The organism is Serratia sp. szju (assembly GCF_044594185.1).
GTDB classification, from domain to species: domain Bacteria; phylum Pseudomonadota; class Gammaproteobacteria; order Enterobacterales; family Enterobacteriaceae; genus Serratia; species Serratia bockelmannii.
On record NZ_CP172576.1, the window covers coordinates 1,031,418 to 1,055,480 of the forward strand.

The window sequence follows — 24,063 nt, forward strand, 5'->3', positions numbered from 1 at the left end:
CGGTGTTGTAAGGTTAAGCCTCACGGATCATTAGTACTGGTTAGCTCAATGCATCGCTGCACTTACACACCCAGCCTATCAACGTCTTAGTCTTAAACGTTCCTTCAGGGACCTTAAAGGCCCAGGGAAGACTCATCTTGAGGCAAGTTTCGCGCTTAGATGCTTTCAGCGCTTATCTTTTCCGCACTTAGCTACCGGGCAATGCCATTGGCATGACAACCCGAACACCAGTGGTGCGTTCACTCCGGTCCTCTCGTACTAGGAGCAACCCCTCTCAATCTTCCAACGCCCACGGCAGATAGGGACCGAACTGTCTCACGACGTTCTAAACCCAGCTCGCGTACCACTTTAAATGGCGAACAGCCATACCCTTGGGACCTACTTCAGCCCCAGGATGTGATGAGCCGACATCGAGGTGCCAAACACCGCCGTCGATATGAACTCTTGGGCGGTATCAGCCTGTTATCCCCGGAGTACCTTTTATCCGTTGAGCGATGGCCCTTCCATTCAGAACCACCGGATCACTAAGACCTACTTTCGTACCTGCTCGAGCCGTCACTCTCGCAGTCAAGCTAGCTTATGCCTTTGCACTAACCTCACGATGTCCGACCGTGATTAGCTAACCTTCGTGCTCCTCCGTTACTCTTTGGGAGGAGACCGCCCCAGTCAAACTACCCACCAGACACTGTCCTCACCCCAGATTATGGGGCCGAGTTAGAACATCAAACATTAAAGGGTGGTATTTCAAGGATGGCTCCACGCAGACTGGCGTCCACGCTTCAAAGCCTCCCACCTATCCTACACATCAAGGCTCAATGTTCAGTGTCAAGCTATAGTAAAGGTTCACGGGGTCTTTCCGTCTTGCCGCGGGTACACTGCATCTTCACAGCGAGTTCAATTTCACTGAGTCTCGGGTGGAGACAGCCTGGCCATCATTACGCCATTCGTGCAGGTCGGAACTTACCCGACAAGGAATTTCGCTACCTTAGGACCGTTATAGTTACGGCCGCCGTTTACTGGGGCTTCGATCAAGAGCTTCGCCTTGCGGCTGACCCCATCAATTAACCTTCCAGCACCGGGCAGGCGTCACACCGTATACGTCCACTTTCGTGTTTGCACAGTGCTGTGTTTTTATTAAACAGTTGCAGCCAGCTGGTATCTTCGACTGGCTTCAGCTCCATCCGCAAGGGACTTCACCTACATGCCAGCGTGCCTTCTCCCGAAGTTACGGCACCATTTTGCCTAGTTCCTTCACCCGAGTTCTCTCAAGCGCCTTGGTATTCTCTACCTGACCACCTGTGTCGGTTTGGGGTACGATTTAATGTTACCTGATGCTTAGAGGATTTTCCTGGAAGCAGGGCATCAACTACTTCTGCACCGTAGTGCATCGTCATCACGCCTCAGGGTTAGTATGCAACCGGATTTACCAGGTCACACCCCCTACACGCTTAAACCGGGACAACCGTCGCCCGGCTAGCCTAGCCTTCTCCGTCCCCCCTTCGCAGTAACACCAAGTACAGGAATATTAACCTGTTTCCCATCGACTACGCTTTTCAGCCTCGCCTTAGGGGTCGACTCACCCTGCCCCGATTAACGTTGGACAGGAACCCTTGGTCTTCCGGCGAGCGGGCTTTTCACCCGCTTTATCGTTACTTATGTCAGCATTCGCACTTCTGATACCTCCAGCAACCCTCACAGGCCACCTTCAACGGCTTACAGAACGCTCCCCTACCCAACAACGCCTAAGCGTCGCTGCCGCAGCTTCGGTGCATGGTTTAGCCCCGTTACATCTTCCGCGCAGGCCGACTCGACCAGTGAGCTATTACGCTTTCTTTAAATGATGGCTGCTTCTAAGCCAACATCCTGGCTGTCTATGCCTTCCCACATCGTTTCCCACTTAACCATGACTTTGGGACCTTAGCTGGCGGTCTGGGTTGTTTCCCTCTTCACGACGGACGTTAGCACCCGCCGTGTGTCTCCCGTGATAACATTCTTCGGTATTCGGAGTTTGCATCGGTTTGGTAAGCCGGGATGGCCCCCTAGCCGAAACAGTGCTCTACCCCCGAAGATGAGTTCACGAGGCGCTACCTAAATAGCTTTCGGGGAGAACCAGCTATCTCCCGGTTTGATTGGCCTTTCACCCCCAGCCACAAGTCATCCGCTAATTTTTCAACATTAGTCGGTTCGGTCCTCCAGTTAGTGTTACCCAACCTTCAACCTGCCCATGGCTAGATCACCGGGTTTCGGGTCTATACCTTGCAACTAATCGCCCAGTTAAGACTCGGTTTCCCTACGGCTCCCCTATACGGTTAACCTTGCTACAAAATATAAGTCGCTGACCCATTATACAAAAGGTACGCAGTCACACCACGAAGGTGCTCCCACTGCTTGTACGTACACGGTTTCAGGTTCTATTTCACTCCCCTCGCCGGGGTTCTTTTCGCCTTTCCCTCACGGTACTGGTTCACTATCGGTCAGTCAGGAGTATTTAGCCTTGGAGGATGGTCCCCCCATATTCAGACAGGATGTCACGTGTCCCGCCCTACTCATCGAACTCACGACCTGTGCATTTTAGTGTACGGGGCTATCACCCTTTACTGCGCGACTTTCCAGACGCTTCCACTAACACACAAGCCGATTCAGGTTCTGGGCTCCTCCCCGTTCGCTCGCCGCTACTGGGGGAATCTCGGTTGATTTCTTTTCCTCGGGGTACTTAGATGTTTCAGTTCCCCCGGTTCGCCTCATGCCACTATGTATTCATGACATGATAGTGTGTCGAAACACACTGGGTTTCCCCATTCGGGTATCGCCGGTTATAACGGTTCATATCACCTTACCGACGCTTTTCGCAGATTAGCACGCCCTTCATCGCCTCTGACTGCCTAGGCATCCACCGTGTACGCTTAGTCACTTAACCTCACAACCCGAAGATGTTTCCATCGTTCGTGCTGCAAACATTTGAGAGACTCTATGACAGGTTACTCTTCATCCCAATACGTCTACGGAGGGATAAATTTCAGCCGTCATGTTTCAATTTTCAGCTTGTTCCAGATTGTTAAAGAGCAATATCTTAAACATGACTCGCAAGTCATCTTTAAGATTTTTTCGGTTATCGCTAACCGGTGATAATGTCTTTCACTCATTATCGGAATGGCGTCCCCAAGGGGATTCGAACCCCTGTTACAGCCGTGAAAGGGCAGTGTCCTAGGCCTCTAGACGATGGGGACCCGAAATTGGCTTATCGAATCACCGATTCGATAATTTCGGGTAAAGGTGAGATTTTTCGTGAAAAATCGAGCGCCATTGTCGTTTGTCACTGCACTGGACAGTCACAAATCTCCCGGCACTTACCTATACCACAAGGTTTTGTTTGCTCATTACTTTTTCATCAGACAATCTGTGTGAGCACGCCACTCGAATCAATATCTTTAGGTAAGGAGGTGATCCAACCGCAGGTTCCCCTACGGTTACCTTGTTACGACTTCACCCCAGTCATGAATCACAAAGTGGTAAGCGCCCTCCCGAAGGTTAAGCTACCTACTTCTTTTGCAACCCACTCCCATGGTGTGACGGGCGGTGTGTACAAGGCCCGGGAACGTATTCACCGTAGCATTCTGATCTACGATTACTAGCGATTCCGACTTCATGGAGTCGAGTTGCAGACTCCAATCCGGACTACGACATACTTTATGAGGTCCGCTTGCTCTCGCGAGGTCGCTTCTCTTTGTATATGCCATTGTAGCACGTGTGTAGCCCTACTCGTAAGGGCCATGATGACTTGACGTCATCCCCACCTTCCTCCAGTTTATCACTGGCAGTCTCCTTTGAGTTCCCGGCCGAACCGCTGGCAACAAAGGATAAGGGTTGCGCTCGTTGCGGGACTTAACCCAACATTTCACAACACGAGCTGACGACAGCCATGCAGCACCTGTCTCAGAGTTCCCGAAGGCACCAATCCATCTCTGGAAAGTTCTCTGGATGTCAAGAGTAGGTAAGGTTCTTCGCGTTGCATCGAATTAAACCACATGCTCCACCGCTTGTGCGGGCCCCCGTCAATTCATTTGAGTTTTAACCTTGCGGCCGTACTCCCCAGGCGGTCGATTTAACGCGTTAGCTCCGGAAGCCACGCCTCAAGGGCACAACCTCCAAATCGACATCGTTTACAGCGTGGACTACCAGGGTATCTAATCCTGTTTGCTCCCCACGCTTTCGCACCTGAGCGTCAGTCTTCGTCCAGGGGGCCGCCTTCGCCACCGGTATTCCTCCAGATCTCTACGCATTTCACCGCTACACCTGGAATTCTACCCCCCTCTACGAGACTCTAGCTTGCCAGTTTCAAATGCAGTTCCCAGGTTGAGCCCGGGGATTTCACATCTGACTTAACAAACCGCCTGCGTGCGCTTTACGCCCAGTAATTCCGATTAACGCTTGCACCCTCCGTATTACCGCGGCTGCTGGCACGGAGTTAGCCGGTGCTTCTTCTGCGAGTAACGTCAATTGATGAACGTATTAAGCTCACCACCTTCCTCCTCGCTGAAAGTGCTTTACAACCCGAAGGCCTTCTTCACACACGCGGCATGGCTGCATCAGGCTTGCGCCCATTGTGCAATATTCCCCACTGCTGCCTCCCGTAGGAGTCTGGACCGTGTCTCAGTTCCAGTGTGGCTGGTCATCCTCTCAGACCAGCTAGGGATCGTCGCCTAGGTGAGCCATTACCCCACCTACTAGCTAATCCCATCTGGGCACATCTGATGGCAAGAGGCCCGAAGGTCCCCCTCTTTGGTCTTGCGACGTTATGCGGTATTAGCTACCGTTTCCAGTAGTTATCCCCCTCCATCAGGCAGTTTCCCAGACATTACTCACCCGTCCGCCGCTCGTCACCCAGGAAGCAAGCTCCCCTGTGCTACCGCTCGACTTGCATGTGTTAAGCCTGCCGCCAGCGTTCAATCTGAGCCATGATCAAACTCTTCAATTAAAAGCTTGATTTGCTTCCACTCGAGAAGCGATGCTCAAAGATTTACTGCATGAATTTTACTTCAGTTAGTCACTCTTCAAGACTTGATATTTTTTTGCATCCGAAGATGCTGGATATCGTCTTGTGGAGTGCCCACACAGATTGTCTGATAAATTGTTAAAGAGCAGTGAGTTAGGCGCTTTCGCTTGCTAACTCGAGGTGGCGTATATTACGCTTTTCACCCGGAGAGTCAAGCGTTTATTTCGCTTTTCTCTCGCTGACCCGGCGGCTTGTCAGTCGTTGTTCCCGGTCAGTGGAGGCGCATTATAGGGAGTTCTCGGCGGGCCGCAACCCCTAAATGCAAAAAACTTTTCAAGCGCGGTTTTTTTCGGCAAAACGCTGGCCAAACCCGCGTTTTTGTCACTTTTCGTACTGGATCTGGCTAAATTCCTGGGCAAAGCGGTCGACCTGTTGCCAATCTGTGTACTCCACTTCCTTACTGGTATCCGTTTCACCGCCCGTCATACGCATAATGAATTGAATCATGATGCGATCGAACCAGCGATAACGCGGATAACGTAATGCGCCGGCAAACACCGCGCACTGTTTTGGCTGCCAGGGCGATGCCAACAGAAACTTGCGGGTATAAGCGTTGGTTTGCGGCGAACGCTTTTCCGGTTTACGCGCGGTCAGGTTGACGGCAAAGAATGCGCTCGGCATCCGATTCAACTGCTCGGCATGACGCTTGACGAATTTATCCAGCACCGAGTTAAAGTGCCCATAACGGATAGAAGCGCCGATCATCACCTGCTGATATTGGCTAAGATCGACCTGTTCTGCCTGCAGCAGATCGATCACCTCACAACGCAGCGTGTCCTGCAACTTGCTTGCTATATAAGAAGCGATAGCACGTGTTTGCCCGTCACGGCTCGAATAAAGTATCAATGCCTTCATGGCGTACTCCTTATATCAGGCTTACTCACGCCAGAAGGTTGGCGTGAACAGCACCAGCAATGTAAATACTTCCAGGCGCCCGAACAGCATCGTCACCACCAGGACCCACTTGGCCGCCGCCGGCATCGTGGTGAAGTTATCCGCCACTACGCCCAGGCCGGGGCCAAGGTTATTGAGCGTTGCCGTCACTGCGGCGAACGCGGAAAAGTCGTCAACGCCGGTGGCAATGATCGCCAGCATGCTGACGATAAACACCAGCGCATAGGCAGAGAAGAATCCCCACACCGCCTCCAGAATGCGTTCCGGCAGCGCGCGGTTGCCCAATTTGATGGTATAGACCGCGTTGGGGTGCACCAGCCTTTTCAACTCACGCGAGCCTTGCAGGTACAGAAGCAGGATACGGATCACCTTCAGGCCGCCGCCGGTCGAGCCGGCGCAACCGCCGATGAACGCCGAGCACAGCAACAACATCGGCAGGAACAGCGGCCACTTGGCGATGCTGTCGGTCGTGAAACCGGCCGTAGTCGCCATCGATACCACCTGGAAGAACGCCTGATTGAGCGTTTCCATACCGCTCTTATAGACGCCATGTCCCCAGAGCACCAACGTACACACCACCACCAGCGTCAACTGAACGAAGATAAACATGCGGAATTCAGGATCGCGCCCATACACCTTCAGGCTGCGGCCGCTCAGCAAAGCGAAGTGCAGGCCGTAGTTACAGCCGGAAATCAGCAGGAACACGGCGATGATGGTGTTGATGGTCGGGCTGGCGTAATAACCGATACTGGCGTCGTGGGTAGAAAAACCGCCGATGGCGATGGTCGAGAAACTGTGGCCGATGGCATCGAACACCGACATCCCAGCCCCCCAGAGCGCCAGCGCACAGGCGACGGTTAGCAACACATAGATTAGCCACAGGGTTTTGGCGGTTTCGGCGATGCGTGGACGCATCTTGTTATCTTTCAGCGGCCCGGGCATTTCCGCCCGATACAGCTGCATGCCGCCGACGCCGAGTATCGGCAGTATCGCCACCGCCAACACGATGATCCCCATGCCGCCCATCCATTGCAGCATTTGGCGATAGAAAAGAATAGCCTTCGGCAGCGAGTCCAACCCCACCAGCGTCGTCGCACCGGTGGTCGTCAATCCCGAGAAGGATTCAAAGAAGGCGTCGGTCAGCGACAAATTGGGCCGTTCCGAAAACAGGAACGGCAATGCCCCCACGCTGCCCAGCACGGTCCAGAACAGCACGACGATCAGGAAGCCTTCACGCGGCTTCAGCTCGTGTTTTTGCTTGCGGTTCGGCCACCACAGCATCAGCCCGATGGTCAGCGCCACGAAGAACGTTTGGCTGAACGCGCGCCCCGCCCCATCGCGATAAATCAATGCCACCAGGCCGGGAATAAACATCGTCCCGGAGAACAGGATGACCAGCAGACCAACGATACGGGTTATGGCGCGAAAATGCATTTCAGCACGATCCTTAGCAATTCAATTGGGAGGAATTATTGCGAAATGGGGGTTAATTGCAAATTACCGCGACTGAGATCACGCAATTTATTCCCAAACAGCTCGACCTCGGTGGCCGGCAACGCCAGATGCAGCACGACGGCGGCACCGTATTCGCCCTGCAGGATCCGACCTGCGGTTTGCTGCAGCAAGTTCTCCACCAGCGCCAACTGCGCATAGTCGCACTGCAAGATATATTCGGCTTCCGGCACCTTTTCTACCAACACCAGCTGCTTCAACGCCTGTTGAACACCGTTGCCATAGGCTTTCACCAGCCCGCCGGTGCCCAACTTGACGCCGCCATAGTAACGAACGACCACGGCGGTCACTTCGCCGATACCGCTACCCATCAGCTGCGCGAGGATCGGTTTGCCAGCGGTGCCCGACGGTTCTCCATCGTCGGAGAACCCCAGCTGCTGTGAGTCATCGGGGCTACCGGCGACGAAGGCCCAACAATGGTGCCGCGCCGCCGGGTGCTCATCCCGCACCTGCTGAATAAACGCCTTTGCCGCTTCTACCCCGCTGGTTGGCGCCAGCAGGGTGATAAAACGGCTCTTCTTTATTTCTTCGGTAAAGCGGGTTGCTTCCGCCGGTATCGGGTACGGCCGCATCAGGCCAGGTTCAGATCGCGCGTCATGTTCTCGATACGCTTTTCATGGATCACGATGTTGTCTTCGATGCGAATACCGCCATACGGTTTCAGAGCATCGATGCGATCCCAGGCGAAGTGCTGCTTGAACTCACCGCTGCGCCACGGCGCCAACAGAGATTCGATGAAGTACAGACCCGGCTCGATGGTCAACACCATGCCCGGCTGCAACACGCGGGTACAACGCAGGAACGGATACTTGGACGGCGCCGCCAGATGGGTGCCTTGCTCATCCTGCATAAAGCCAGCGGCGTCGTGCACCTGCAGGCCCAACGGATGGCCCAACCCGTGCGGCAGGAACGGCGTGGTGATGCCCGTTTCAACCATCGCCTCTTCGCTGAGGCCATTCACCAGTTTGTGATTCTTGAGCAACTTGGCGATGCGCTGGTGCATCTGCACATGGTAGTCGGTATATCGCACGCCGGTTTTAATGGTGTCGATCAGCGCCAGCTGTTCACTATTGAGATCTTTCACCAGATGAGCGAACTCGCTGCCGCTTTGCGCCGCATAGGTACGCGTCAGATCGGCGGCGTAGCCGTTATATTCCGCCCCGGCGTCGATCAGAAAACTCAGGGACTCGGCCGGCGGCTGATGATCCAGCTTGGTGTAGTGCAGCACCGAAGCGTGCTCGTTCAACGCCACGATGTTGTCGTAAGGCACATCGGTATCGCGGTGGCCGGTAGCCGTCAGGTAGGCCAGATTGATGTCGAATTCGCTCATGCCGGAGAGGAAGGCCTCATGCGCGGCACGATGGCCGGTTACCGCCGTCTTCTGCGCTTCGCGCATGCAGGCCAGCTCATAGCCGGTTTTAATCGAACGGTGGAAATCCAGGTAGTTCAGCACCGCTTTCGGGTTGATGTTTTCCGAAGGGATGCCGAGATCGCGGGCGCGCTGTTGGGCATAACCGATATAGCCGACGCGCTCACGCTGCGGCGGCAGCTGCTGCGCGATGGCGTCGGCGTTGGCCAGCGGCATCAATTCGAGGGATTTGGTCCAGAAACTGTCCGGCAGCGGCTCTACGCTGTGCCAGTAGTCAACCGGGGAGTAGAACCACAGCTTCGGCTTGTTGACGCCATCTATCCACAACCAGCAGTTCGGCACCGACGTCACCGGCACCCAGGCTTTGAAATGCGCGTTCACTTTGAACGGATAGCTATGGTCGTCCAAAAATACCTTTTGCAGTTCCCCGGAGTGAATCAGCAGCGCATCCAACTTGTTGCGCTCCAGCACTTCGCGCGCGCGTTTTTGCAGCTCTGCTAGGTGGTCGTTATACAAAGAAGCCAGCGTTTCCATCACAGTACCCTTATGCCTTAGCACGAAAGAAGTCATCTTAACACAGCGCTCCGACGCTCCAACCTCATCGCGTTGGGCATGCGGAGCAGCTCGCAATTCCCTGCAAATGCCGTTACATCCGCAGCTTAACCATTAACCAGCCGCCCAAACCAAGCAGCGCTATCGCCAGCGCCCACAGGCCATGGTGTTCCAACAACACCGCACCGGCCGCGGCGACGCCCGCCAGACACTGCTGCAGAAAGCCGCACAGCGCCATCGCATAGGCACCGTACTCTTTGGCATCGCTGACCGCCATCGCCATGCTGTTGGGAAACAGCACCGCCTGGCCAAAAATGGTCAGGCAATACAGCGCAATGAACAGCGCCATACCGGAAAGGCCGGCCAGGACGCCGCTCCACCACAGCAGCAGGATCGCCGCCGTCGCCAGCGCCACGATGCCGCTGCCGGCCTGCATCAGTTTTTTCCCGCCGAGACGCGCCACCGTACGGTTCACCGTCAGCGCCCCGCTGAAGTAGGCGACGCCGATCACCAGCCCCAGGGCGCCGAACGCCGTGACGTTGAGACCAAACCCCTGCTGCATGACGAACGGACTCACTTCCTGCAGTGTCACCGTGGTGGCAAAACCCAGCCCACCGACGCAGGCCGGCCAAAAAAATCCCGGCCGCCGCAGGATGGCGAAGTAGGTGGCCGCCATCGCCGGACGTGGCCCACGAGCGCGCCCTGCCTCCAGCGGCAGCGTCGCCATCAGCGCCAGAATGGCCAAACCGGTGGCGCCCATCAAGACGAAGCCCATCTGCCAGTGTGAATATTGGCTGAGCAGGCCGCCGACAAACTGGCCGCCGCCCAGCGCGGTGATAAAAGCGATGGAGAGCACCGACAGCCGTCGCGCCAGCTCGTCACCGCTCCAGTTATCCCGCACGATGATACGCGCGATGATCGCCGCACCGCCGGCACCCACGCCCTGCAGCGCACGCAGCGTCAGCAATTGGGCGCCGTTGCTGCACAGCGCCAACAGCCCGCTGCAGCCAATGAAAAGAAACAAAGACAGCGTCAGGGGCGCGCGGCGGCCAAAGCGATCGGCGGCCGCGCCCCAAAACAGCACCGGCAAGGCGGCGCCGATGACGAAGATTGAAATGGACAGCTCGGTGGCACGCCGGCTCATCGCCAGCTCCCGCATCACCGTTGGCAGCGAAGGCAAATACACGGTCGTCGCCATTTGCGCCATAAACACCAACAGACACGCCAGCGCCATGGTTCTGGCGGGAATGCTCCACAAGCCGCTGCGTTTAACACAAGCCGCCTTAGTCATGCGTAACCTCGTCTGAATGTTCATTCGCTGCGAGCAAGTGTATGAGTGTCGACACACTCCAGCAAATGCCGATAGCACATAAAATATAACTTCGTTTCAAATCAAAAAACTAACTTGGCGACATGTGATCCGACCAGCAAATATGCAATCTCTCATTTGCATATTTTTAACATAAAAACCACACTCCTCTTCATCTGGTCATACCAGATCATACGCTGATTCAGGAGATAGACATGCTCTACCAAGGCGAAACATTACAACTGCACTGGCTCGATAACGGCATCGCCGAGCTGGTGTTCAACGCATCAGGATCGGTCAACAAGCTGGACACCCGCACCGTCGCCAGCCTGGGTGAAGCGCTCACCGTGCTGGAAAACCAGCCTGAGCTCAAGGGGTTGCTGCTGCGCTCCTCCAAAGCCGCGTTTATCGTCGGCGCCGATATCACCGAATTCCTTTCTCTGTTCGCCGCACCGGCTGAAAAGCTGCACGAGTGGCTGGTATTCGCCAACAACGTCTTTAACCGGCTGGAAGATTTGCCGGTACCGACCATTTCGGCCATTAACGGCTATGCACTCGGCGGCGGTTGCGAATGCATTCTGGCGACCGATTTCCGCGTCGCCTCACCGGACGCGCGCATCGGCCTGCCGGAAACCAAATTGGGCATCATGCCGGGCTTCGGCGGTTCCGTCCGCCTGCCACGCCTGCTGGGTAACGACAGCGCGCTGGAAATCATCGCCGCCGGCAAAGACGTCAGCGCCAAAGACGCGTTGAAAGTCGGCCTGGTGGATGCGGTGGTAGCACCGGAAAAACTGGCCGAAGCGGCGCTGAAAATGCTGCAACAGGCGATCGACAGCAAGCTGGACTGGCGCGCCGCGCGTCAACCTAAGCTGGAGCCGCTGAAGCTCAGCCCGATCGAAACGGCAATGAGCTTCACCACCGCCAAAGGCATGGTGCTGCAGACCGCCGGTAAACATTACCCGGCACCGATGACCGCGGTGAAAACCATTGAAGCCGCCGCCAAGCTGGGCCGCGATGAGGCACTGAAACTGGAAACCGCCAGCTTCGTGCCGTTGGCACGATCCAACGAAGCGCGTGCGCTGGTCGGCATCTTCCTTAACGATCAGTTCGTGAAAGGCCAGGCGAAAAAGCTGGCCAAGAATGTGGACGCGCCGAAACAGGCGGCGGTGCTGGGCGCCGGCATCATGGGCGGTGGCATCGCCTACCAATCGGCGCTGAAAGGCGTGCCGGTGATCATGAAGGACATCAGCGACAAATCACTGACGCTGGGCATGAACGAAGCGGCCAAGCTGCTCAATAAGCAGCTGGAACGCGGCAAACTGGATGGCCTGAAAATGGCGCAGGTGCTGTCGACCATTCAACCAACGTTGGACTACGCCGGCATCGAGCGCGCGCAGGTGATCGTCGAAGCGGTCGTGGAGAACCCGAAGGTCAAAGCCGCCGTACTGTCGGAAGTGGAAAACCTGATCGGCGAAGAGACCGTTCTGGCGTCGAACACCTCGACCATTCCGATTAATCACCTGGCAAAATCGTTGAAGCGCCCGCAAAACTTCTGCGGCATGCACTTCTTTAACCCGGTACACCGCATGCCGCTGGTTGAAATCATCCGCGGCGAACAAACCAGCGACGAGACCATTGCCAAAGTGGTGGCCTACGCCAGCCGCATGGGCAAAACGCCGATCGTGGTGAACGACTGCCCGGGCTTCTTCGTCAACCGCGTGCTGTTCCCATACTTCGCCGGTTTCAGCCTGCTGCTGCGCGACGGCGCCGACTTCCGTCAGATCGATAAAGTGATGGAAAAACAGTTCGGTTGGCCGATGGGCCCGGCCTACCTGCTCGACGTGGTGGGCATCGACACCGCACACCACGCGCAAGCGGTAATGGCCGCCGGCTTCCCGGAGCGCATGAGCAAAGACTATCGCGATGCCATTGACGTGATGTTCGACAACCAGCGCTTCGGTCAGAAAAACCAGCTGGGCTTCTACCGCTACAGCCAGGACAACAAAGGTAAGCCGCGCAAGGAAAACGACGAGCAGACCGATGCGCTGCTGGCCGAAGTGAGCCAACCGCGCCAGACCATCAGCGACGAAGAGATCGTTGCGCGCATGATGATCCCGATGATCAACGAAGTGGTGCGTTGCCTGGAAGAGAAGATCGTCGCCAGCCCGGCGGAAGCCGATATGGCACTGGTGTACGGCATCGGCTTCCCTCCGTTCCATGGCGGCGCATTCCGCTACCTGGATACGCTCGGCACCGCCAACTACGTTGAGCTGGCCCAGCGTTACGCACACCTCGGCGCCCTGTATCAGGTGCCGGCCGGTCTGCGCGCCAAGGCCGAGCGCAATGAAAGCTACTACCCGGTGGCGACACCGCTGTCCGACGTCGCTACCCGCCAACCGGCATGAGGTCATAAAGATGGAAAACGTAGTTATTGTTGATGCCGTACGCACGCCGATGGGCCGCTCCAAGGGCGGCGCCTTCCGCCAGGTGCGCGCCGAAGATCTCTCCGCTCACCTGATGCGTGAAGTGTTGAGCCGTAACCCGGCGCTGGACGCCGCCGAGATCGATGACATTTACTGGGGCTGCGTGCAGCAGACGCTGGAGCAAGGCTTCAACATCGCCCGCAACGCCGCACTGCTGGCCGAAATCCCGCACCGCGTGCCGGCGGTGACCGTTAACCGCCTGTGCGGCTCTTCGATGCAGGCATTGCACGACGCGGCGCGCGCCATCATGGTTGGCGACGCACACGTCAGCCTGATCGGCGGCGTGGAACACATGGGCCATGTGCCGATGAACCACGGCGTGGATTTCCATCCGGGGCTGAGCCGCAGCGTGGCAAAAGCCGCCGGGATGATGGGGCTGACCGCCGAAATGCTGGCCAAGATGCACAACATCAGCCGCCAGATGCAGGATGAGTTTGCTGCCCGCTCCCACCAGCGCGCACATGCAGCGACGCTGGCGGGTTACTTTAAAAACGAGATCATTCCGACCAACGGCCACGACGCCGACGGCGTGCTGACCCGTTACGATTTCGATGAAGTCATTCGCCCGGAAACCACCGTCGAAAGCCTGTCGGCCCTGCGTCCGGCGTTCGATCCGGTCAACGGCACCGTCACCGCTGGCAGTTCTTCCGCCCTGTCGGACGGCGCTTCCGCCATGCTGCTGATGAGCGAGTCGCGCGCCAAAGCGCTCGGTTTGAAGGCCCGCGCCCGCATTCGCTCGATGGCGGTCGTCGGCTGCGATCCTTCCATCATGGGCTACGGCCCGGTGCCGGCCAGCAAGCTGGCGCTGAAACGCGCCGGTCTGAGCGTGCAGGACATCGATCTGTTCGAACTGAACGAAGCGTTCGCCGCCCAGTCGCTGCCGTGCATCAAAGATCTGGGGCTGATGGACAGTATCGACGACAAGATCAACCTGAACGGCGGCGCCATCGCGCTCGGCCACCCGCTGGGCTGTTCAGGCTCCCGCATCTCGACCACCCTGTTGAACAACATGGAACGTCGCGACGCACAGTTCGGTCTGGCGACCATGTGCATCGGCCTAGGCCAGGGCATCGCCACCGTATTTGAACGCGTTTAGCTGTGTCTATCTTGGGATGACCGCGTCACCACTTCAAATCGCGGCATCCCGCCAAGTTTAGTTGCCGTTCTTCCCGCCTGTCAGGGGCGGGTTTTTTATGCCTGAAGTTTGCCGGCGCCCAAATAAAAACGGGGCGACCCTCGGCCACCCCGTTCACTGCGTATCGCCTCGGTCAGATAAACGAAAACGCGTCGCCAAACATATGCGCTTCCTGCGCGCCGCGTTCGGCGCAGAAACGCTCGCGGGCGATTTTCGCCATCTCGAAACGCCCGGCGATGTAGATGTCGTGCTCCGCCAGCGTACCGAAATCCTGCAGCACCGCGCTGAGCACGGTGCCGCTGCGGCCGCGCCATTCGGCTTCCGGCTGCTCGACCACCGGGATCACCTTCAGATTCGGATGCTGCAACGACAGCGCTTCCAGCTCGCTCAAATCGTACAGGTGCTTCAGCTCACGCCCGCCCCAGTAGATTGAAATGTCGCGATCGGGCTGCTGCTCCAGCGCGGTCAACAAGATTGAGCGCGCGTAAGAGAAACCGGTGCCGCCGGCGATCAGCACCAGCGGACGGCTGCCCTCTTCCCGCAGCCAGGCGTCGCCATGCGGCACGTCAACGGTGATCGCCTGCTCTTTCAGGATGCGATCCATCACCGCCATGGCGTACAGATTCAGCTCCGAAGCACCGATATGCAGCTCGATGTACTCTTGCTGCGTCGGGGTTGATGCCAGCGAGAACGGGCGCTTGTCGCGCTCGTCCATCACCACCATCAGATATTGCCCTGCCTTGAAAGAAAACGGCTGCTCGGGCACCAGACGTACCCGATAAACCGTATCGGTAATGGCCTCTACCGAGGTCACTTTACAGCTCAATATTGTCATGCGTTCCCTCTGTCGGGTCATCAATGCAAAGCTGAGAACAGGGCCTGACGCTACAGCGTCGGTTCCCTGTCACTGAAGATTGCGAGCTCATCCCAGATTTCGTCGACGCGCGCACGTACCTTTTCATCCATCTGAATCGGACGGCCCCATTCGCGATCGGTTTCACCCGGCCATTTATTGGTGGCGTCCAGCCCCATCTTCGAACCCAGACCGGAAACCGGCGAGGCGAAGTCCAGATAGTCGATCGGCGTATTCTCCACCAGAACGGTATCCCTTGCCGGATCCATTCGTGTGGTGATCGCCCAAATTACGTCGTTCCAGTCGCGCGCATTGACGTCGTCATCGCAGACGATAACAAATTTGGTGTACATAAACTGCCGCAGGAACGACCAGACGCCCATCATCACGCGTTTCGCATGGCCGGCGTACTGTTTTTTCATGGTCACTACCGCCAGGCGGTACGAGCACCCTTCCGGCGGCAGATAGAAATCGACGATTTCCGGGAACTGTTTTTGCAGGATCGGCACGAACACTTCATTCAGCGCCACGCCCAGGATCGCCGGCTCATCCGGCGGGCGGCCGGTATAGGTCGAGTGGTAGATGGCGTTGCGGCGCTGGGTGATGTGGGTGACGGTGAACACCGGGAACTGGTCGATTTCATTGTAGTAACCGGTGTGGTCGCCGTAGGGGCCTTCCGGCGCCATTTCACCCGGCTCGATATAACCTTCCAGCACGATTTCGGCGCTGGCTGGCACTTCCAGATCGTTGGAAAGACACTTGACCACTTCGGTTTTATTGCCGCGCAGCAGCCCGGCAAAGGCATATTCAGACAGGGTATCCGGCACCGGCGTGACCGCACCGAGGATAGTGGCGGGATCGGCGCCCAGCGCCACCGCAACCGGGAAACGCTCGCCGGGGTGCGCCTGGCACCACTCCTGATAATCCAGCGCGCCGCCGCGATGCGACAGCCAGCGCATGATCACTTTATTCTTGCCCAGCACCTGCTGGCGGTAGATGCCGAGGTTTTGCCGTTCCTTATGCGGGCCACGGGTCACCGTCAGCCCCCAGGTGATCAGCGGCGCGGCGTCTTCCGGCCAGCAGTGCATCACCGGAATGCGGCCCAGATCGACATCCTCACCCTGCCATACCTGCTCCTGACAAGGCGCGGACCCCAGCACCTTGGTCGGCATGTTCAGCACCTGCTTGAACTTCGGCATTTTGTCGAACAGATCGCGGAAGCCTTTCGGTGGCTCCGGTTCTTTGAGAAACGCCAGCAGTTTGCCGACTTCGCGCAGCGCGCTGATGTCTTCCTGCCCCATGCCCATCGCCACGCGATTGGCGGTGCCGAACAGGTTGCACAGCACCGGCATGTCGTACCCTTTCGGGTTTTCAAACAGCAATGCCGGGCCGCCTGCCCGCAGGGTGCGATCGGCAATCTCCGTCATTTCCAGGTAAGGATCGATCGGCTGGCTGATGCGTTTTAGTTCCCCTCTCTTCTCCAGCAACGAGAGGAAATCGCGTAAGTCACGGTATTTCATGCTGATCATTATAACGGCCTGTGGGGAGGGCATTATAAGCCCTCTTCACGGTTGTTGCTGCAATTTTGTTAACGCCGCCCGCTGCCGGGTGGCTCTCAGCCGCAGTTGAACGGCACCAGCGCAGCCAGCGCGCGCGTATCCTGATATTCGCGCGTCTCCTCGCCATGGCGGAACACCTTGAAGCCCTGCCCATTAGCGCTGAAGTAACGCAGCGCATTGCCTTCAACATGCAGCAGGCTGCCTTCCCGCAGCGCCACCACCGATTCGCTCGGGTTGATCGCGCAGAACTCCGCCAGGCGCTCGTCACGGGTTTCGCCCATGTGGCCGCTGATGTGCGCGTCGATGTAATGCGGGTTGATCTGTACCGGGAACAGCCCCAGCGCCGACAGCACCACGCTGCAGCGCACCGGCATGTCATTGGTGGTGCGAATGCTCGGCGTGGCCACATTGCAACCGGCGCTCCAGCCGACGTAAGGCACTTCACGCTCGCGCACCGCGCGCTGGATAGGCACGATCAGGCCTTGCTCGTGCAGCATTTGGTTCAGCAACCAGGTATTGCCGCCGCTGACCAAAATGCATTCCGCCTGCGCGATCGCCGCCGCCGGTGAAGCGGCGTGGTGGATGCTGGTGACTTCGATGCCCAGCGTTTGCGCCAGTTCCTGCGCACGCTGGTCGTAGTCGTAACGGATCAGGGCGTAAGGGATAAAGACGGCGGATTTGATGCCACGACGCGCAATCATCGCCAGCAGTTGGCTTTTAGCGTACCCCAGCAGCTCGGCTTCACCAGACAGCTTGCCGTTGCTCAACAGAAACAGCTCCATTTCTTTCTCCCTCGGTCGAAAACGATGAATAGCGTCACAGCCGGTAGCGCAACGCCTTGCCATACTGTGACGGTAACAAATTTTTAGCCCTCTGTTATACCAGCGCCGTATCGATAAGTGTGTGACCCCTCGCTAATAGCCGCAGATTCATAGAGATAGGTGATGTTACACGCTGAAACTTGCATCACTATGTATCCGGAATAGCTTTTGATATGCTTACCGGCTGGCAGAAAGGCATGTGAAACTATGGAATCCTGGTATCTACTTTATTGCAAACGCGGTCAGCTGTTGCGAGCGCAGGAACATCTGGAGCGGCAGCAGGTAAACTGCCTCAGCCCGATCATCACGCTGGAAAAGATCGTGCGTGGTAAGCGCATCGCGGTCAGCGAACCCCTGTTTCCCAACTATCTGTTTGTGGAGTTCGACCCGGAGCGCATTCACACCACCACCATCAGCGCTACCCGTGGCGTCAGCCACTTCGTGCGTTTCGGCACGTTGCCGAGCGTCATCCCGAGCAAGGTGATCGATGAACTGCGCACGCACGCCTGCGAAACCTATGTCGATCCGGAAACCCCACAGCCGGGGGATACTGTTCTGATCGTCGACGGCGTGTTCGAAGGGCTGCAGGCGATCTACACCGAGCCGGACGGCGAGGCGCGTTCCATGTTGTTGCTGAACCTGATCAACAAGCAGGTCAGTCAAAGCATCGACAACCGACAGTTCCAGAAGATGTAATGCAAAAGGCGCCCTCAGGCGCCTTTTTGTTGGCTCATGTTCCGCTTAGCGGCGCATCGCGTCGTCGTGCAGCCACTGGGCGACACGCTTGGCGAAGTAGGTCAGCACGCCGTCGGCGCCGGCGCGTTTGAAGCACATCAACGACTCCATCACCGCAGGTTGCTCCTGCAGCCAGCCGTTCTGAATCGCCGCCATGTGCATGGCGTACTCGCCGGACACTTGATAAGCGAAAGTCGGCACACCGAAGGTATCCTTCACGCGGCGCACCACGTCCAGGTAAGGCATGCCCGGTTTCACCATCACCATGTCCGCACCTTCCTGCAGATCCTGCGCAATCTCCTGCAGCGCTTCGTCACTGTTGGCCGGATCCATCTGATAGGTTTTTTTGTTGCCGCCCTTCAGGTTGCCGCTGGAACCCAGCGCATCGCGGAACGGACCGTAGTAGCAGGAAGCATACTTGGCGGAGTAGGCCATAATCTGGGTATTCACCAAACCCTGCAGTTCCAGACGATCGCGGATCGCCCCGATACGGCCGTCCATCATGTCGCTCGGCGCCACGATTTCTGCGCCTGCTTCGGCATGAGACAGCGCCTGACGCACCAGAATGTCTTTGGTCACATCGTTAATCACATAGCCCTGCTCATCGATGACCCCGTCCTGCCCGTGGGTGGTGTAGGGATCGAGCGCGACGTCGGTCAGAATGCCCAGCTCAGGCACCGCGTCTTTCAGCGCGCGCACCGTGCGCTGTACCAGCCCTTCCGGGTTATAGGCTTCTTCCGCATGCAGCGATTTCAGACCCGGTTCGATCACAGGGAACAGGGAGATCACCGGCACGCCGAGTTTGGCGATGGTTTCCGCTTCCTTAATCAGCAGATCGATCGTCATGCGCGATACGCCCGGCATCGAGGCCACTTCTTCCTGGCGGTTACTGCCTTCCATGACAAACACCGGATAAATCAGGTCATTGACCGTCAGTTGGTTCTCGGCGACCAGGCGGCGGCTGAAGTCATGACGGCGCACGCGGCGCATACGACGACCAGGGAAGGTACCCGGAAATGCATAGCTCATAGTTTTCTCCTAGCTCAAACCAGCCGGAATAGCCGGCGGGCGTTCTCATCAGTTTTTTGCCCCAGCCATTGCGGCTCTTCCTGTCGCCAGACGGCGACCTGATGCACGATATGGGGCAGGAAACAGGGTTCGTTGCGGCGAGATGCGGGTTTAGGCTGTAAATCCCGGGGCAACAGATAAGGGGCGTCCGTTTCCAGCAGTAGACGCTCGGCCGGGATCTGCGGCAACAGGGCACGCAACTCCAGGCCGCGCCGCTCGTCGCAGACCCAACCGGTAATCCCGATCGACAGGCCTAGCGACAGGCAGCTTGCTAATTCTTCGGCGGTGCCGGTGAAGCAGTGCACCACGGCCGCGGGCAGTTTATCCAACCACGGCGTCAGTAGCTCGGCAAAACGTGCGTGTGCGTCGCGGCAATGAAGAAACACCGGCAGTGCCAACTCCGCCGCCAGCGCCAGCTGCGCAGTGAACGCCGCTTCCTGCTGCGCGGGCGTCGAGAAGTTGCGGTTGAAATCCAGACCGCATTCACCGATCGCCACCACTTCTGGGCCGGCGGCCAGGGCATAAATCTGCTCGGCGCTGTGTTCATCCCAGCTGCTGGCGTTATGCGGATGCACACCGGCGGTGGACCAGCAATAGCCCGCATGCTGCTGCGCCAGTTTGGCGGCCTCGCGGCTCTCAGGCAGATCGGTGCCGGTAATCAACATTCCGGTAACGCCCGCCGTGCGAGCGCGCTCCACCACGGTCTCGCGGTCTTTGGCGAATTGGCTGCTGGTGAGATTAACGCCGATATCAAACATGGTTTTTTCCAAAGCAAAAGCCGCCCAATGGGCGGCTTAGCAATCAAGATGGATCAGGGGGCAGGGGGTTCGTCACCCTCGTCTTCTTCTTCCGCCTGTGGGCGACGTTTTCCGGTATAGAAGCGAGCGAAGAACACCCCCACTTCAAACAACAGATACATCGGTATCGCCAACAGGGTTTGCGAGAACACGTCCGGCGGCGTCAACAACATGCCGACCACAAACGCGCCAACCAACACATACGGCCGTTTCTTCTTCAGATCTTCCGGCGAGGTGACGCCACTCCAGCACAGCAGAATGATGGCGACCGGCACTTCGAAAGCGACGCCAAACGCCATAAACAGCGCCATGACGAAATCGAGGTAGTTTTTGATATCGGTCGCAATGGTCACCCCCATTGGCGCGGTCTTGGCGAAGAAACCGAAGGCCAGCGGGAACACGATGAAGTAGGCGAAAGCCATGCCGAGGTAGAACAACAGGCTGCTGGACACCAGCAGCGGCATCATCAGGCGGCGTTCATGCTTGTAGAGCGCCGGCGCGATGAATGCCCACACCTGATACAGGATCATCGGCGCAGAGACGAACACCGAGACGATCATGGTCAGCTTGATCGGCGTAAAGAACGGCGACGCCACGTCGGTAGCAATCATGCTCGCCCCGGCCGGCAGCTGCTTGAGCAGCGGCGCAGAGACCAGCTGGTAGATGTCGTTGGCGAAAAACACCAGCACCACGAATACCGCCAGCACGCAAATAATCGAGTTAAGCAGCCGCTTGCGCAGCTCTATCAGATGACTGATAAGGGGTTGGGTATCTTCAACAGCCATGTATTAACGATCGCCACTAGGTTGGTGAGACGCTGGGGTTTTATCCGCAACAGGTTCGACAGGAGCAGGCACGGTTTCCACCGGCGCTTTAGCCGGTTGCGCCGCCACGACGGCTTCAGGTTCCACTGCCGGTTTAGGCACCGCGGCGGGCGCGCTGGCGCTGGTTGCCGCTTCCGCCGGCGTCACGCCGTCGTGCAAAGCTTCCGGATCGATGGCCTGCGGGTTATGAATGGTGTTCGCCAGCTCTTCTTTCTCGCCCCGGTAGGTGCGTTTCAAAGATTCGGTCGCGTCTTTCAGCTCATCCATCGACGCCTTCAACTCCGGCGTCAGGTTCTGCAGGCCGGCCTGTTCGGCTTTTTTCAGGCTGTCCTGCAGTTCCTGCAGCTTCAGCTCCTGAGACAGTTCGTGCTGCACCGAGGCCGCCAGCGAGCGCAGCGCGCGGATCCAGCCCGATACCGTTCTGACCGCAACCGGCAAGCGTTCCGGCCCCAGAACAACCAGGCCGATCACCAGCACCAGCAGCAGCTCACTAAACCCAATGTCAAACACGGTTTATACCTGCTCTTTGTTCTTCGACTCTTCCGGTTTCACTTCCGGCTGCTTATCGGTAATAGGCTTGGCCGAGAAGTCAGCATCATCCAGGCTGCTTTTTTCAGCCGTATTGGGGGTCGACGGCGTATCGTCGCCGATCGCTTTTTTGAAGCCCTTGATCGAGGCGCCGAGATCGGAGCCCAGCGTGCGCAGTTTTTTGGTACCGAACAGCAGCACCACGATCACTGCGATGATCAACAATTGCGTAATACTAATACCGCCCATTTTAATTACCTCTAATTTTAAAGGGTCTTTTAAAGCCAGCCCGCATTATAGAGCCGACTTTACCAGAGTAACGAATTAAATCAGGTGGTTCGCTTCCAGCCAATCACCCAGCATACGATGCCGGCGGCCATCATCCAGGCGGGAAACACCTCGATTTGCCCCAGCAGCAACAGCGTGCCGCTTACCAACAGTGTAGCGCCAACGCCGAACAAATAACGTGACTGCCCCTGACGAACCCGCTGAGCCTGCATCTGGTTGGTCAGCTTATCAACGCTTTGTTGCAACAGTTTATGCTGCTGCAGGCTGTCGTAAAACAGCTCGGGCAGTTCGGGCAGTTTCTCCGCCCAGAACGGCGCTTTCTCTTTCAACGCACGCACCACAGCGGGAATGCCGACCTGATCGCGCAGCCAGCTCTCGAGGAACGGCTTGGCGGTGGTCCACAGATCCAGCTGCGGGTAGAGCTGACGTCCCAGTCCTTCAACATACAGCAAGGTCTTCTGCAATAACACCAGCTGTGGCTGCACTTCCATATTGAAGCGGCGCGCGGTGTTAAACAGATTCAGCAGCACGTTGCCGAAGGAAATCTCCGCCAGCGGCTTCTCGAAAATCGGTTCGCACACGGTGCGGATAGCAAATTCGAAATCTTCCACGTTGGTGTCACGCGGCACCCAACCGGAGTCGACGTGCAGTTCCGCCACCTTGCGGTAATCGCGGTTGAAGAAGGCGATGAAGTTTTCCGCCAGATAGCGTTTGTCATCCTTGTTCAACGAACCCACGATGCCGCAGTCGATGCCGATGTAGCAGGGATCTTCCGGATGTTCGTAGCTGACGAAAATATTACCGGGATGCATGTCCGCATGGAAGAAGCTGTCGCGGAAGACCTGGGTAAAGAACACCTGAACGCCACGTTCCGCCAACAGTTTCATGTTGGTGCCCTGCTGCTCCAGCGTGGCGATGTCCGAGACCGGAATGCCGTAGATACGCTCCATCACCAACACGCTTTCGCGGCAGTAGTCGGAGTAGACTTCAGGCACGTACAGCATCGGGCTGCCGTCGAAATTGCGACGCAGCTGAATGGCGTTGGCCGCTTCACGCAGCAGATTCAATTCGTCCAGCAGGGTTTTCTCGTACTCGCGTACCACTTCGCGCGGACGCAGGCGGCGGCCGTCCGGCAACAGCTTCGGCACCCAACCGGCCAGCCGGTACATCAAGCGCACATCGGCTTTGATAATCGGCCCGATATCCGGTCGGATCACCTTCAGCACCACTTCCTGGCCGGTGGTTTTCAACCGCGCGGTATGCACCTGCGCGATCGAGGCAGAGGCCAGCGGTTGCTGATCGAAGTCGTCGAACCAGGCTTCCAGCGGGCCGCCCATCGCCAGCTCGATATGCTTGCGCGCCAGCGCACCGTCGAAAGGCGCCACCCGATCCTGCAGCAGCGTCAGCTGATCGGCAATGTGCGGCGGGAACAGATCGCGGCGGGTCGACATCATCTGGCCGAATTTGATCCAGACCGGCCCCAATTCCTGCAGCGCCAGCCGCAGACGTTCGCCCAGCGGTTTGTCCTTGTGCCGATTAGGCATCCAGAACAGCAGCCGGCGGCCGAAGCGCAGCGGCAGCGTCAAACGCATTGTCGGGATCAGCTCGTCCAGCCCATAGCTGAGAAAAACGCGGACGATAAAATACAAACGACGCAGTTCGCCTGGGGTCATCGCTTGCCCTCCAACTTATCCATGCGGGCAATCAGCGCTTCCGCGCCGCGGGCGAGCGCATCCACTTCTTCATTGAACCACACCACTTCCAGCGGCCCCGGCGCCAGACGCCACTCTTCAGTCAGCGCCTCAGCCATGTCTTGCTGCCGACGCATCAATCCGGCCTTGAGTAACGAAGCGCCTTTGCCCAGCGCCTGCGTAATGCCCTGAGCGGCGATATCGCCGATATAAGGTGCCAGCCATTCCGCCGGATCCCACTCCGCCAGATCGAGCAGGCCAACCAGCTGTTGCACCACCTGAATATCGCCTTCCACCGTCAATTCGCCGCTGCGCATCAGCACTGGCAACTGCTGGCGATCGCGCAGCTTCAGTAAGGCGGGAATGCGGCTGCGCACGGTGCAATCGGCACTGTCTTCAGACTGCCCCAGCACGTCCACACGCAGTTCGCTGAACACCAGCACCAGCGGTGAAGCCAACTCTTCCAGTTCGATGCGCAGCACCTTGCCCGCCAGGCGTTGGCGAGCGGCTTTCATGCTGCGATCGCGAAACAGCAGGTTATTCAGCGAGGTTTCCAGCGCACCGGTCAGCAGAGGGGTAAACAGCATCGGCA

At 57.6% G+C, this 24,063-nt stretch carries 18 protein-coding genes, 1 tRNA gene and 2 rRNA genes; 3 read left to right on the forward strand and 18 right to left on the reverse strand.

Annotated elements, in window-relative coordinates; translation table 11 throughout:
- Nucleotides 1-9: 9 nt before the first annotated feature.
- The 8 genes from RE418_RS04965 to RE418_RS05000 all read right to left on the reverse strand — a co-directional run bounded on the left by RE418_RS04965 (nucleotide 10) and on the right by RE418_RS05000 (nucleotide 10,671).
- Nucleotides 10-2,917, reverse strand: a 23S ribosomal RNA gene (locus tag RE418_RS04965).
- A gap of 234 nt (nucleotides 2,918-3,151) precedes the next feature.
- Nucleotides 3,152-3,227: transfer RNA gene (locus RE418_RS04970), tRNA-Glu, on the reverse strand.
- A 206-nt stretch (nucleotides 3,228-3,433) separates the two neighbouring features.
- Nucleotides 3,434-4,975 (reverse strand): 16S ribosomal RNA (locus tag RE418_RS04975).
- Together the 16S and 23S rRNA genes with 1 tRNA gene alongside form the textbook arrangement of a ribosomal RNA operon.
- A 399-nt stretch (nucleotides 4,976-5,374) precedes the next feature.
- Nucleotides 5,375-5,908: a menaquinone-dependent protoporphyrinogen IX dehydrogenase gene (hemG, locus tag RE418_RS04980; protein ID WP_089181541.1), complete on the reverse strand. Its 534-nt coding sequence runs from the start codon at nucleotides 5,906-5,908 to the stop codon at nucleotides 5,375-5,377.
- 21 nt (nucleotides 5,909-5,929) lie between these two features.
- A complete protein-coding gene (gene trkH, locus RE418_RS04985; RefSeq protein ID WP_025304932.1) occupies nucleotides 5,930-7,381 on the reverse strand; it encodes a Trk system potassium transporter TrkH in 1,452 nt (483 codons plus the stop codon).
- A gap of 35 nt (nucleotides 7,382-7,416) precedes the next feature.
- Nucleotides 7,417-8,031 carry an IMPACT family protein gene (locus RE418_RS04990; protein ID WP_016929437.1) on the reverse strand — a complete coding sequence of 205 codons (615 nt, stop codon included), beginning with the start codon at nucleotides 8,029-8,031 and terminating at the stop codon, nucleotides 7,417-7,419.
- The gene (pepQ, locus tag RE418_RS04995; RefSeq protein ID WP_025304931.1) at nucleotides 8,031-9,362 is read right to left on the reverse strand and encodes a Xaa-Pro dipeptidase; all 1,332 of its coding nucleotides are present in this window, start codon (nucleotides 9,360-9,362) and stop codon (nucleotides 8,031-8,033) included. The genes RE418_RS04990 and pepQ overlap by 1 nt, the downstream gene beginning before the upstream one ends.
- A gap of 112 nt (nucleotides 9,363-9,474) precedes the next feature.
- Nucleotides 9,475-10,671 carry an MFS transporter gene (locus tag RE418_RS05000; protein ID WP_043137482.1) on the reverse strand — a complete coding sequence of 399 codons (1,197 nt, stop codon included), beginning with the start codon at nucleotides 10,669-10,671 and terminating at the stop codon, nucleotides 9,475-9,477.
- 233 nt (nucleotides 10,672-10,904) lie between these two features.
- Between RE418_RS05000 and fadB the strand changes: the two genes are divergently transcribed.
- Both fadB and fadA read left to right on the forward strand, forming a co-directional pair.
- Nucleotides 10,905-13,094 (forward strand): fatty acid oxidation complex subunit alpha FadB, encoded by a 2,190-nt coding sequence (gene fadB / locus RE418_RS05005; RefSeq protein WP_089181539.1) that lies wholly within the window; start codon nucleotides 10,905-10,907, stop codon nucleotides 13,092-13,094.
- Between the two features lie 10 nt (nucleotides 13,095-13,104).
- Complete coding sequence (gene fadA, locus RE418_RS05010) at nucleotides 13,105-14,268, forward strand: acetyl-CoA C-acyltransferase FadA (protein ID WP_025304928.1); 1,164 nt, start codon at nucleotides 13,105-13,107, stop codon at nucleotides 14,266-14,268.
- Between the two features lie 172 nt (nucleotides 14,269-14,440).
- On the opposite strand, the gene fre is transcribed toward fadA, so the two are convergent.
- From fre to pepE, 3 genes are all read right to left on the reverse strand, one after another.
- Nucleotides 14,441-15,142, reverse strand: coding sequence for an NAD(P)H-flavin reductase (gene fre / locus RE418_RS05015; protein WP_025304927.1), 702 nt, complete (start codon nucleotides 15,140-15,142; stop codon nucleotides 14,441-14,443).
- A 50-nt stretch (nucleotides 15,143-15,192) separates the two neighbouring features.
- Complete coding sequence (gene ubiD, locus RE418_RS05020) at nucleotides 15,193-16,689, reverse strand: 4-hydroxy-3-polyprenylbenzoate decarboxylase (protein WP_025304926.1); 1,497 nt, start codon at nucleotides 16,687-16,689, stop codon at nucleotides 15,193-15,195.
- Between the two features lie 86 nt (nucleotides 16,690-16,775).
- Nucleotides 16,776-17,501 carry a dipeptidase PepE gene (gene pepE, locus RE418_RS05025; protein WP_025304925.1) on the reverse strand — a complete coding sequence of 242 codons (726 nt, stop codon included), beginning with the start codon at nucleotides 17,499-17,501 and terminating at the stop codon, nucleotides 16,776-16,778.
- A gap of 246 nt (nucleotides 17,502-17,747) precedes the next feature.
- Between pepE and rfaH the strand changes: the two genes are divergently transcribed.
- A complete protein-coding gene (rfaH, locus tag RE418_RS05030) occupies nucleotides 17,748-18,236 on the forward strand; it encodes a transcription/translation regulatory transformer protein RfaH (RefSeq protein WP_025304924.1) in 489 nt (162 codons plus the stop codon).
- Nucleotides 18,237-18,281: 45 nt separating this feature from the next.
- On the opposite strand, the gene hemB is transcribed toward rfaH, so the two are convergent.
- The 7 genes from hemB to RE418_RS05065 all read right to left on the reverse strand — a co-directional run bounded on the left by hemB (nucleotide 18,282) and on the right by RE418_RS05065 (nucleotide 24,058).
- On the reverse strand, nucleotides 18,282-19,304 hold the full coding sequence (gene hemB / locus RE418_RS05035) for a porphobilinogen synthase (protein ID WP_025304923.1): 1,023 nt from the start codon (nucleotides 19,302-19,304) through the stop codon (nucleotides 18,282-18,284).
- A gap of 14 nt (nucleotides 19,305-19,318) precedes the next feature.
- A complete protein-coding gene (gene tatD, locus RE418_RS05040; RefSeq protein WP_089181709.1) occupies nucleotides 19,319-20,101 on the reverse strand; it encodes a 3'-5' ssDNA/RNA exonuclease TatD in 783 nt (260 codons plus the stop codon).
- 53 nt (nucleotides 20,102-20,154) lie between these two features.
- On the reverse strand, nucleotides 20,155-20,925 hold the full coding sequence (tatC, locus tag RE418_RS05045) for a Sec-independent protein translocase subunit TatC (RefSeq protein ID WP_004934456.1): 771 nt from the start codon (nucleotides 20,923-20,925) through the stop codon (nucleotides 20,155-20,157).
- Between the two features lie 3 nt (nucleotides 20,926-20,928).
- Nucleotides 20,929-21,474 (reverse strand): Sec-independent protein translocase protein TatB, encoded by a 546-nt coding sequence (tatB, locus tag RE418_RS05050; RefSeq protein WP_025304921.1) that lies wholly within the window; start codon nucleotides 21,472-21,474, stop codon nucleotides 20,929-20,931.
- Between the two features lie 3 nt (nucleotides 21,475-21,477).
- Nucleotides 21,478-21,741 carry a Sec-independent protein translocase subunit TatA gene (gene tatA, locus RE418_RS05055; protein WP_004934452.1) on the reverse strand — a complete coding sequence of 88 codons (264 nt, stop codon included), beginning with the start codon at nucleotides 21,739-21,741 and terminating at the stop codon, nucleotides 21,478-21,480.
- An 80-nt stretch (nucleotides 21,742-21,821) separates the two neighbouring features.
- On the reverse strand, nucleotides 21,822-23,453 hold the full coding sequence (ubiB, locus tag RE418_RS05060; RefSeq protein ID WP_025304920.1) for a ubiquinone biosynthesis regulatory protein kinase UbiB: 1,632 nt from the start codon (nucleotides 23,451-23,453) through the stop codon (nucleotides 21,822-21,824).
- The gene (locus RE418_RS05065; RefSeq protein WP_025304919.1) at nucleotides 23,450-24,058 is read right to left on the reverse strand and encodes an SCP2 domain-containing protein; all 609 of its coding nucleotides are present in this window, start codon (nucleotides 24,056-24,058) and stop codon (nucleotides 23,450-23,452) included. The genes ubiB and RE418_RS05065 overlap by 4 nt, the downstream gene beginning before the upstream one ends.
- Nucleotides 24,059-24,063 lie beyond the last annotated feature (5 nt).

Bases quoted from the DNA above. Each gene is read 5' to 3' on its own strand.
- hemG (WP_089181541.1), bottom strand. From the start codon at position 5,908: ATGAAGGCATTGATACTTTATTCGAGCCGTGACGGGCAAACACGTGCT.
- trkH (WP_025304932.1), bottom strand. From the start codon at position 7,381: ATGCATTTTCGCGCCATAACCCGTATCGTTGGTCTGCTGGTCATCCTG.
- RE418_RS04990 (WP_016929437.1), bottom strand. From the start codon at position 8,031: ATGCGGCCGTACCCGATACCGGCGGAAGCAACCCGCTTTACCGAAGAA.
- pepQ (WP_025304931.1), bottom strand. From the start codon at position 9,362: ATGGAAACGCTGGCTTCTTTGTATAACGACCACCTAGCAGAGCTGCAA.
- RE418_RS05000 (WP_043137482.1), bottom strand. From the start codon at position 10,671: ATGACTAAGGCGGCTTGTGTTAAACGCAGCGGCTTGTGGAGCATTCCC.
- fadB (WP_089181539.1), top strand. From the start codon at position 10,905: ATGCTCTACCAAGGCGAAACATTACAACTGCACTGGCTCGATAACGGC.
- fadA (WP_025304928.1), top strand. From the start codon at position 13,105: ATGGAAAACGTAGTTATTGTTGATGCCGTACGCACGCCGATGGGCCGC.
- fre (WP_025304927.1), bottom strand. From the start codon at position 15,142: ATGACAATATTGAGCTGTAAAGTGACCTCGGTAGAGGCCATTACCGAT.
- ubiD (WP_025304926.1), bottom strand. From the start codon at position 16,689: ATGATCAGCATGAAATACCGTGACTTACGCGATTTCCTCTCGTTGCTG.
- pepE (WP_025304925.1), bottom strand. From the start codon at position 17,501: ATGGAGCTGTTTCTGTTGAGCAACGGCAAGCTGTCTGGTGAAGCCGAG.
- rfaH (WP_025304924.1), top strand. From the start codon at position 17,748: ATGGAATCCTGGTATCTACTTTATTGCAAACGCGGTCAGCTGTTGCGA.
- hemB (WP_025304923.1), bottom strand. From the start codon at position 19,304: ATGAGCTATGCATTTCCGGGTACCTTCCCTGGTCGTCGTATGCGCCGC.
- tatD (WP_089181709.1), bottom strand. From the start codon at position 20,101: ATGTTTGATATCGGCGTTAATCTCACCAGCAGCCAATTCGCCAAAGAC.
- tatC (WP_004934456.1), bottom strand. From the start codon at position 20,925: ATGGCTGTTGAAGATACCCAACCCCTTATCAGTCATCTGATAGAGCTG.
- tatA (WP_004934452.1), bottom strand. From the start codon at position 21,741: ATGGGCGGTATTAGTATTACGCAATTGTTGATCATCGCAGTGATCGTG.
- ubiB (WP_025304920.1), bottom strand. From the start codon at position 23,453: ATGACCCCAGGCGAACTGCGTCGTTTGTATTTTATCGTCCGCGTTTTT.
- RE418_RS05065 (WP_025304919.1), bottom strand. From the start codon at position 24,058: ATGCTGTTTACCCCTCTGCTGACCGGTGCGCTGGAAACCTCGCTGAAT.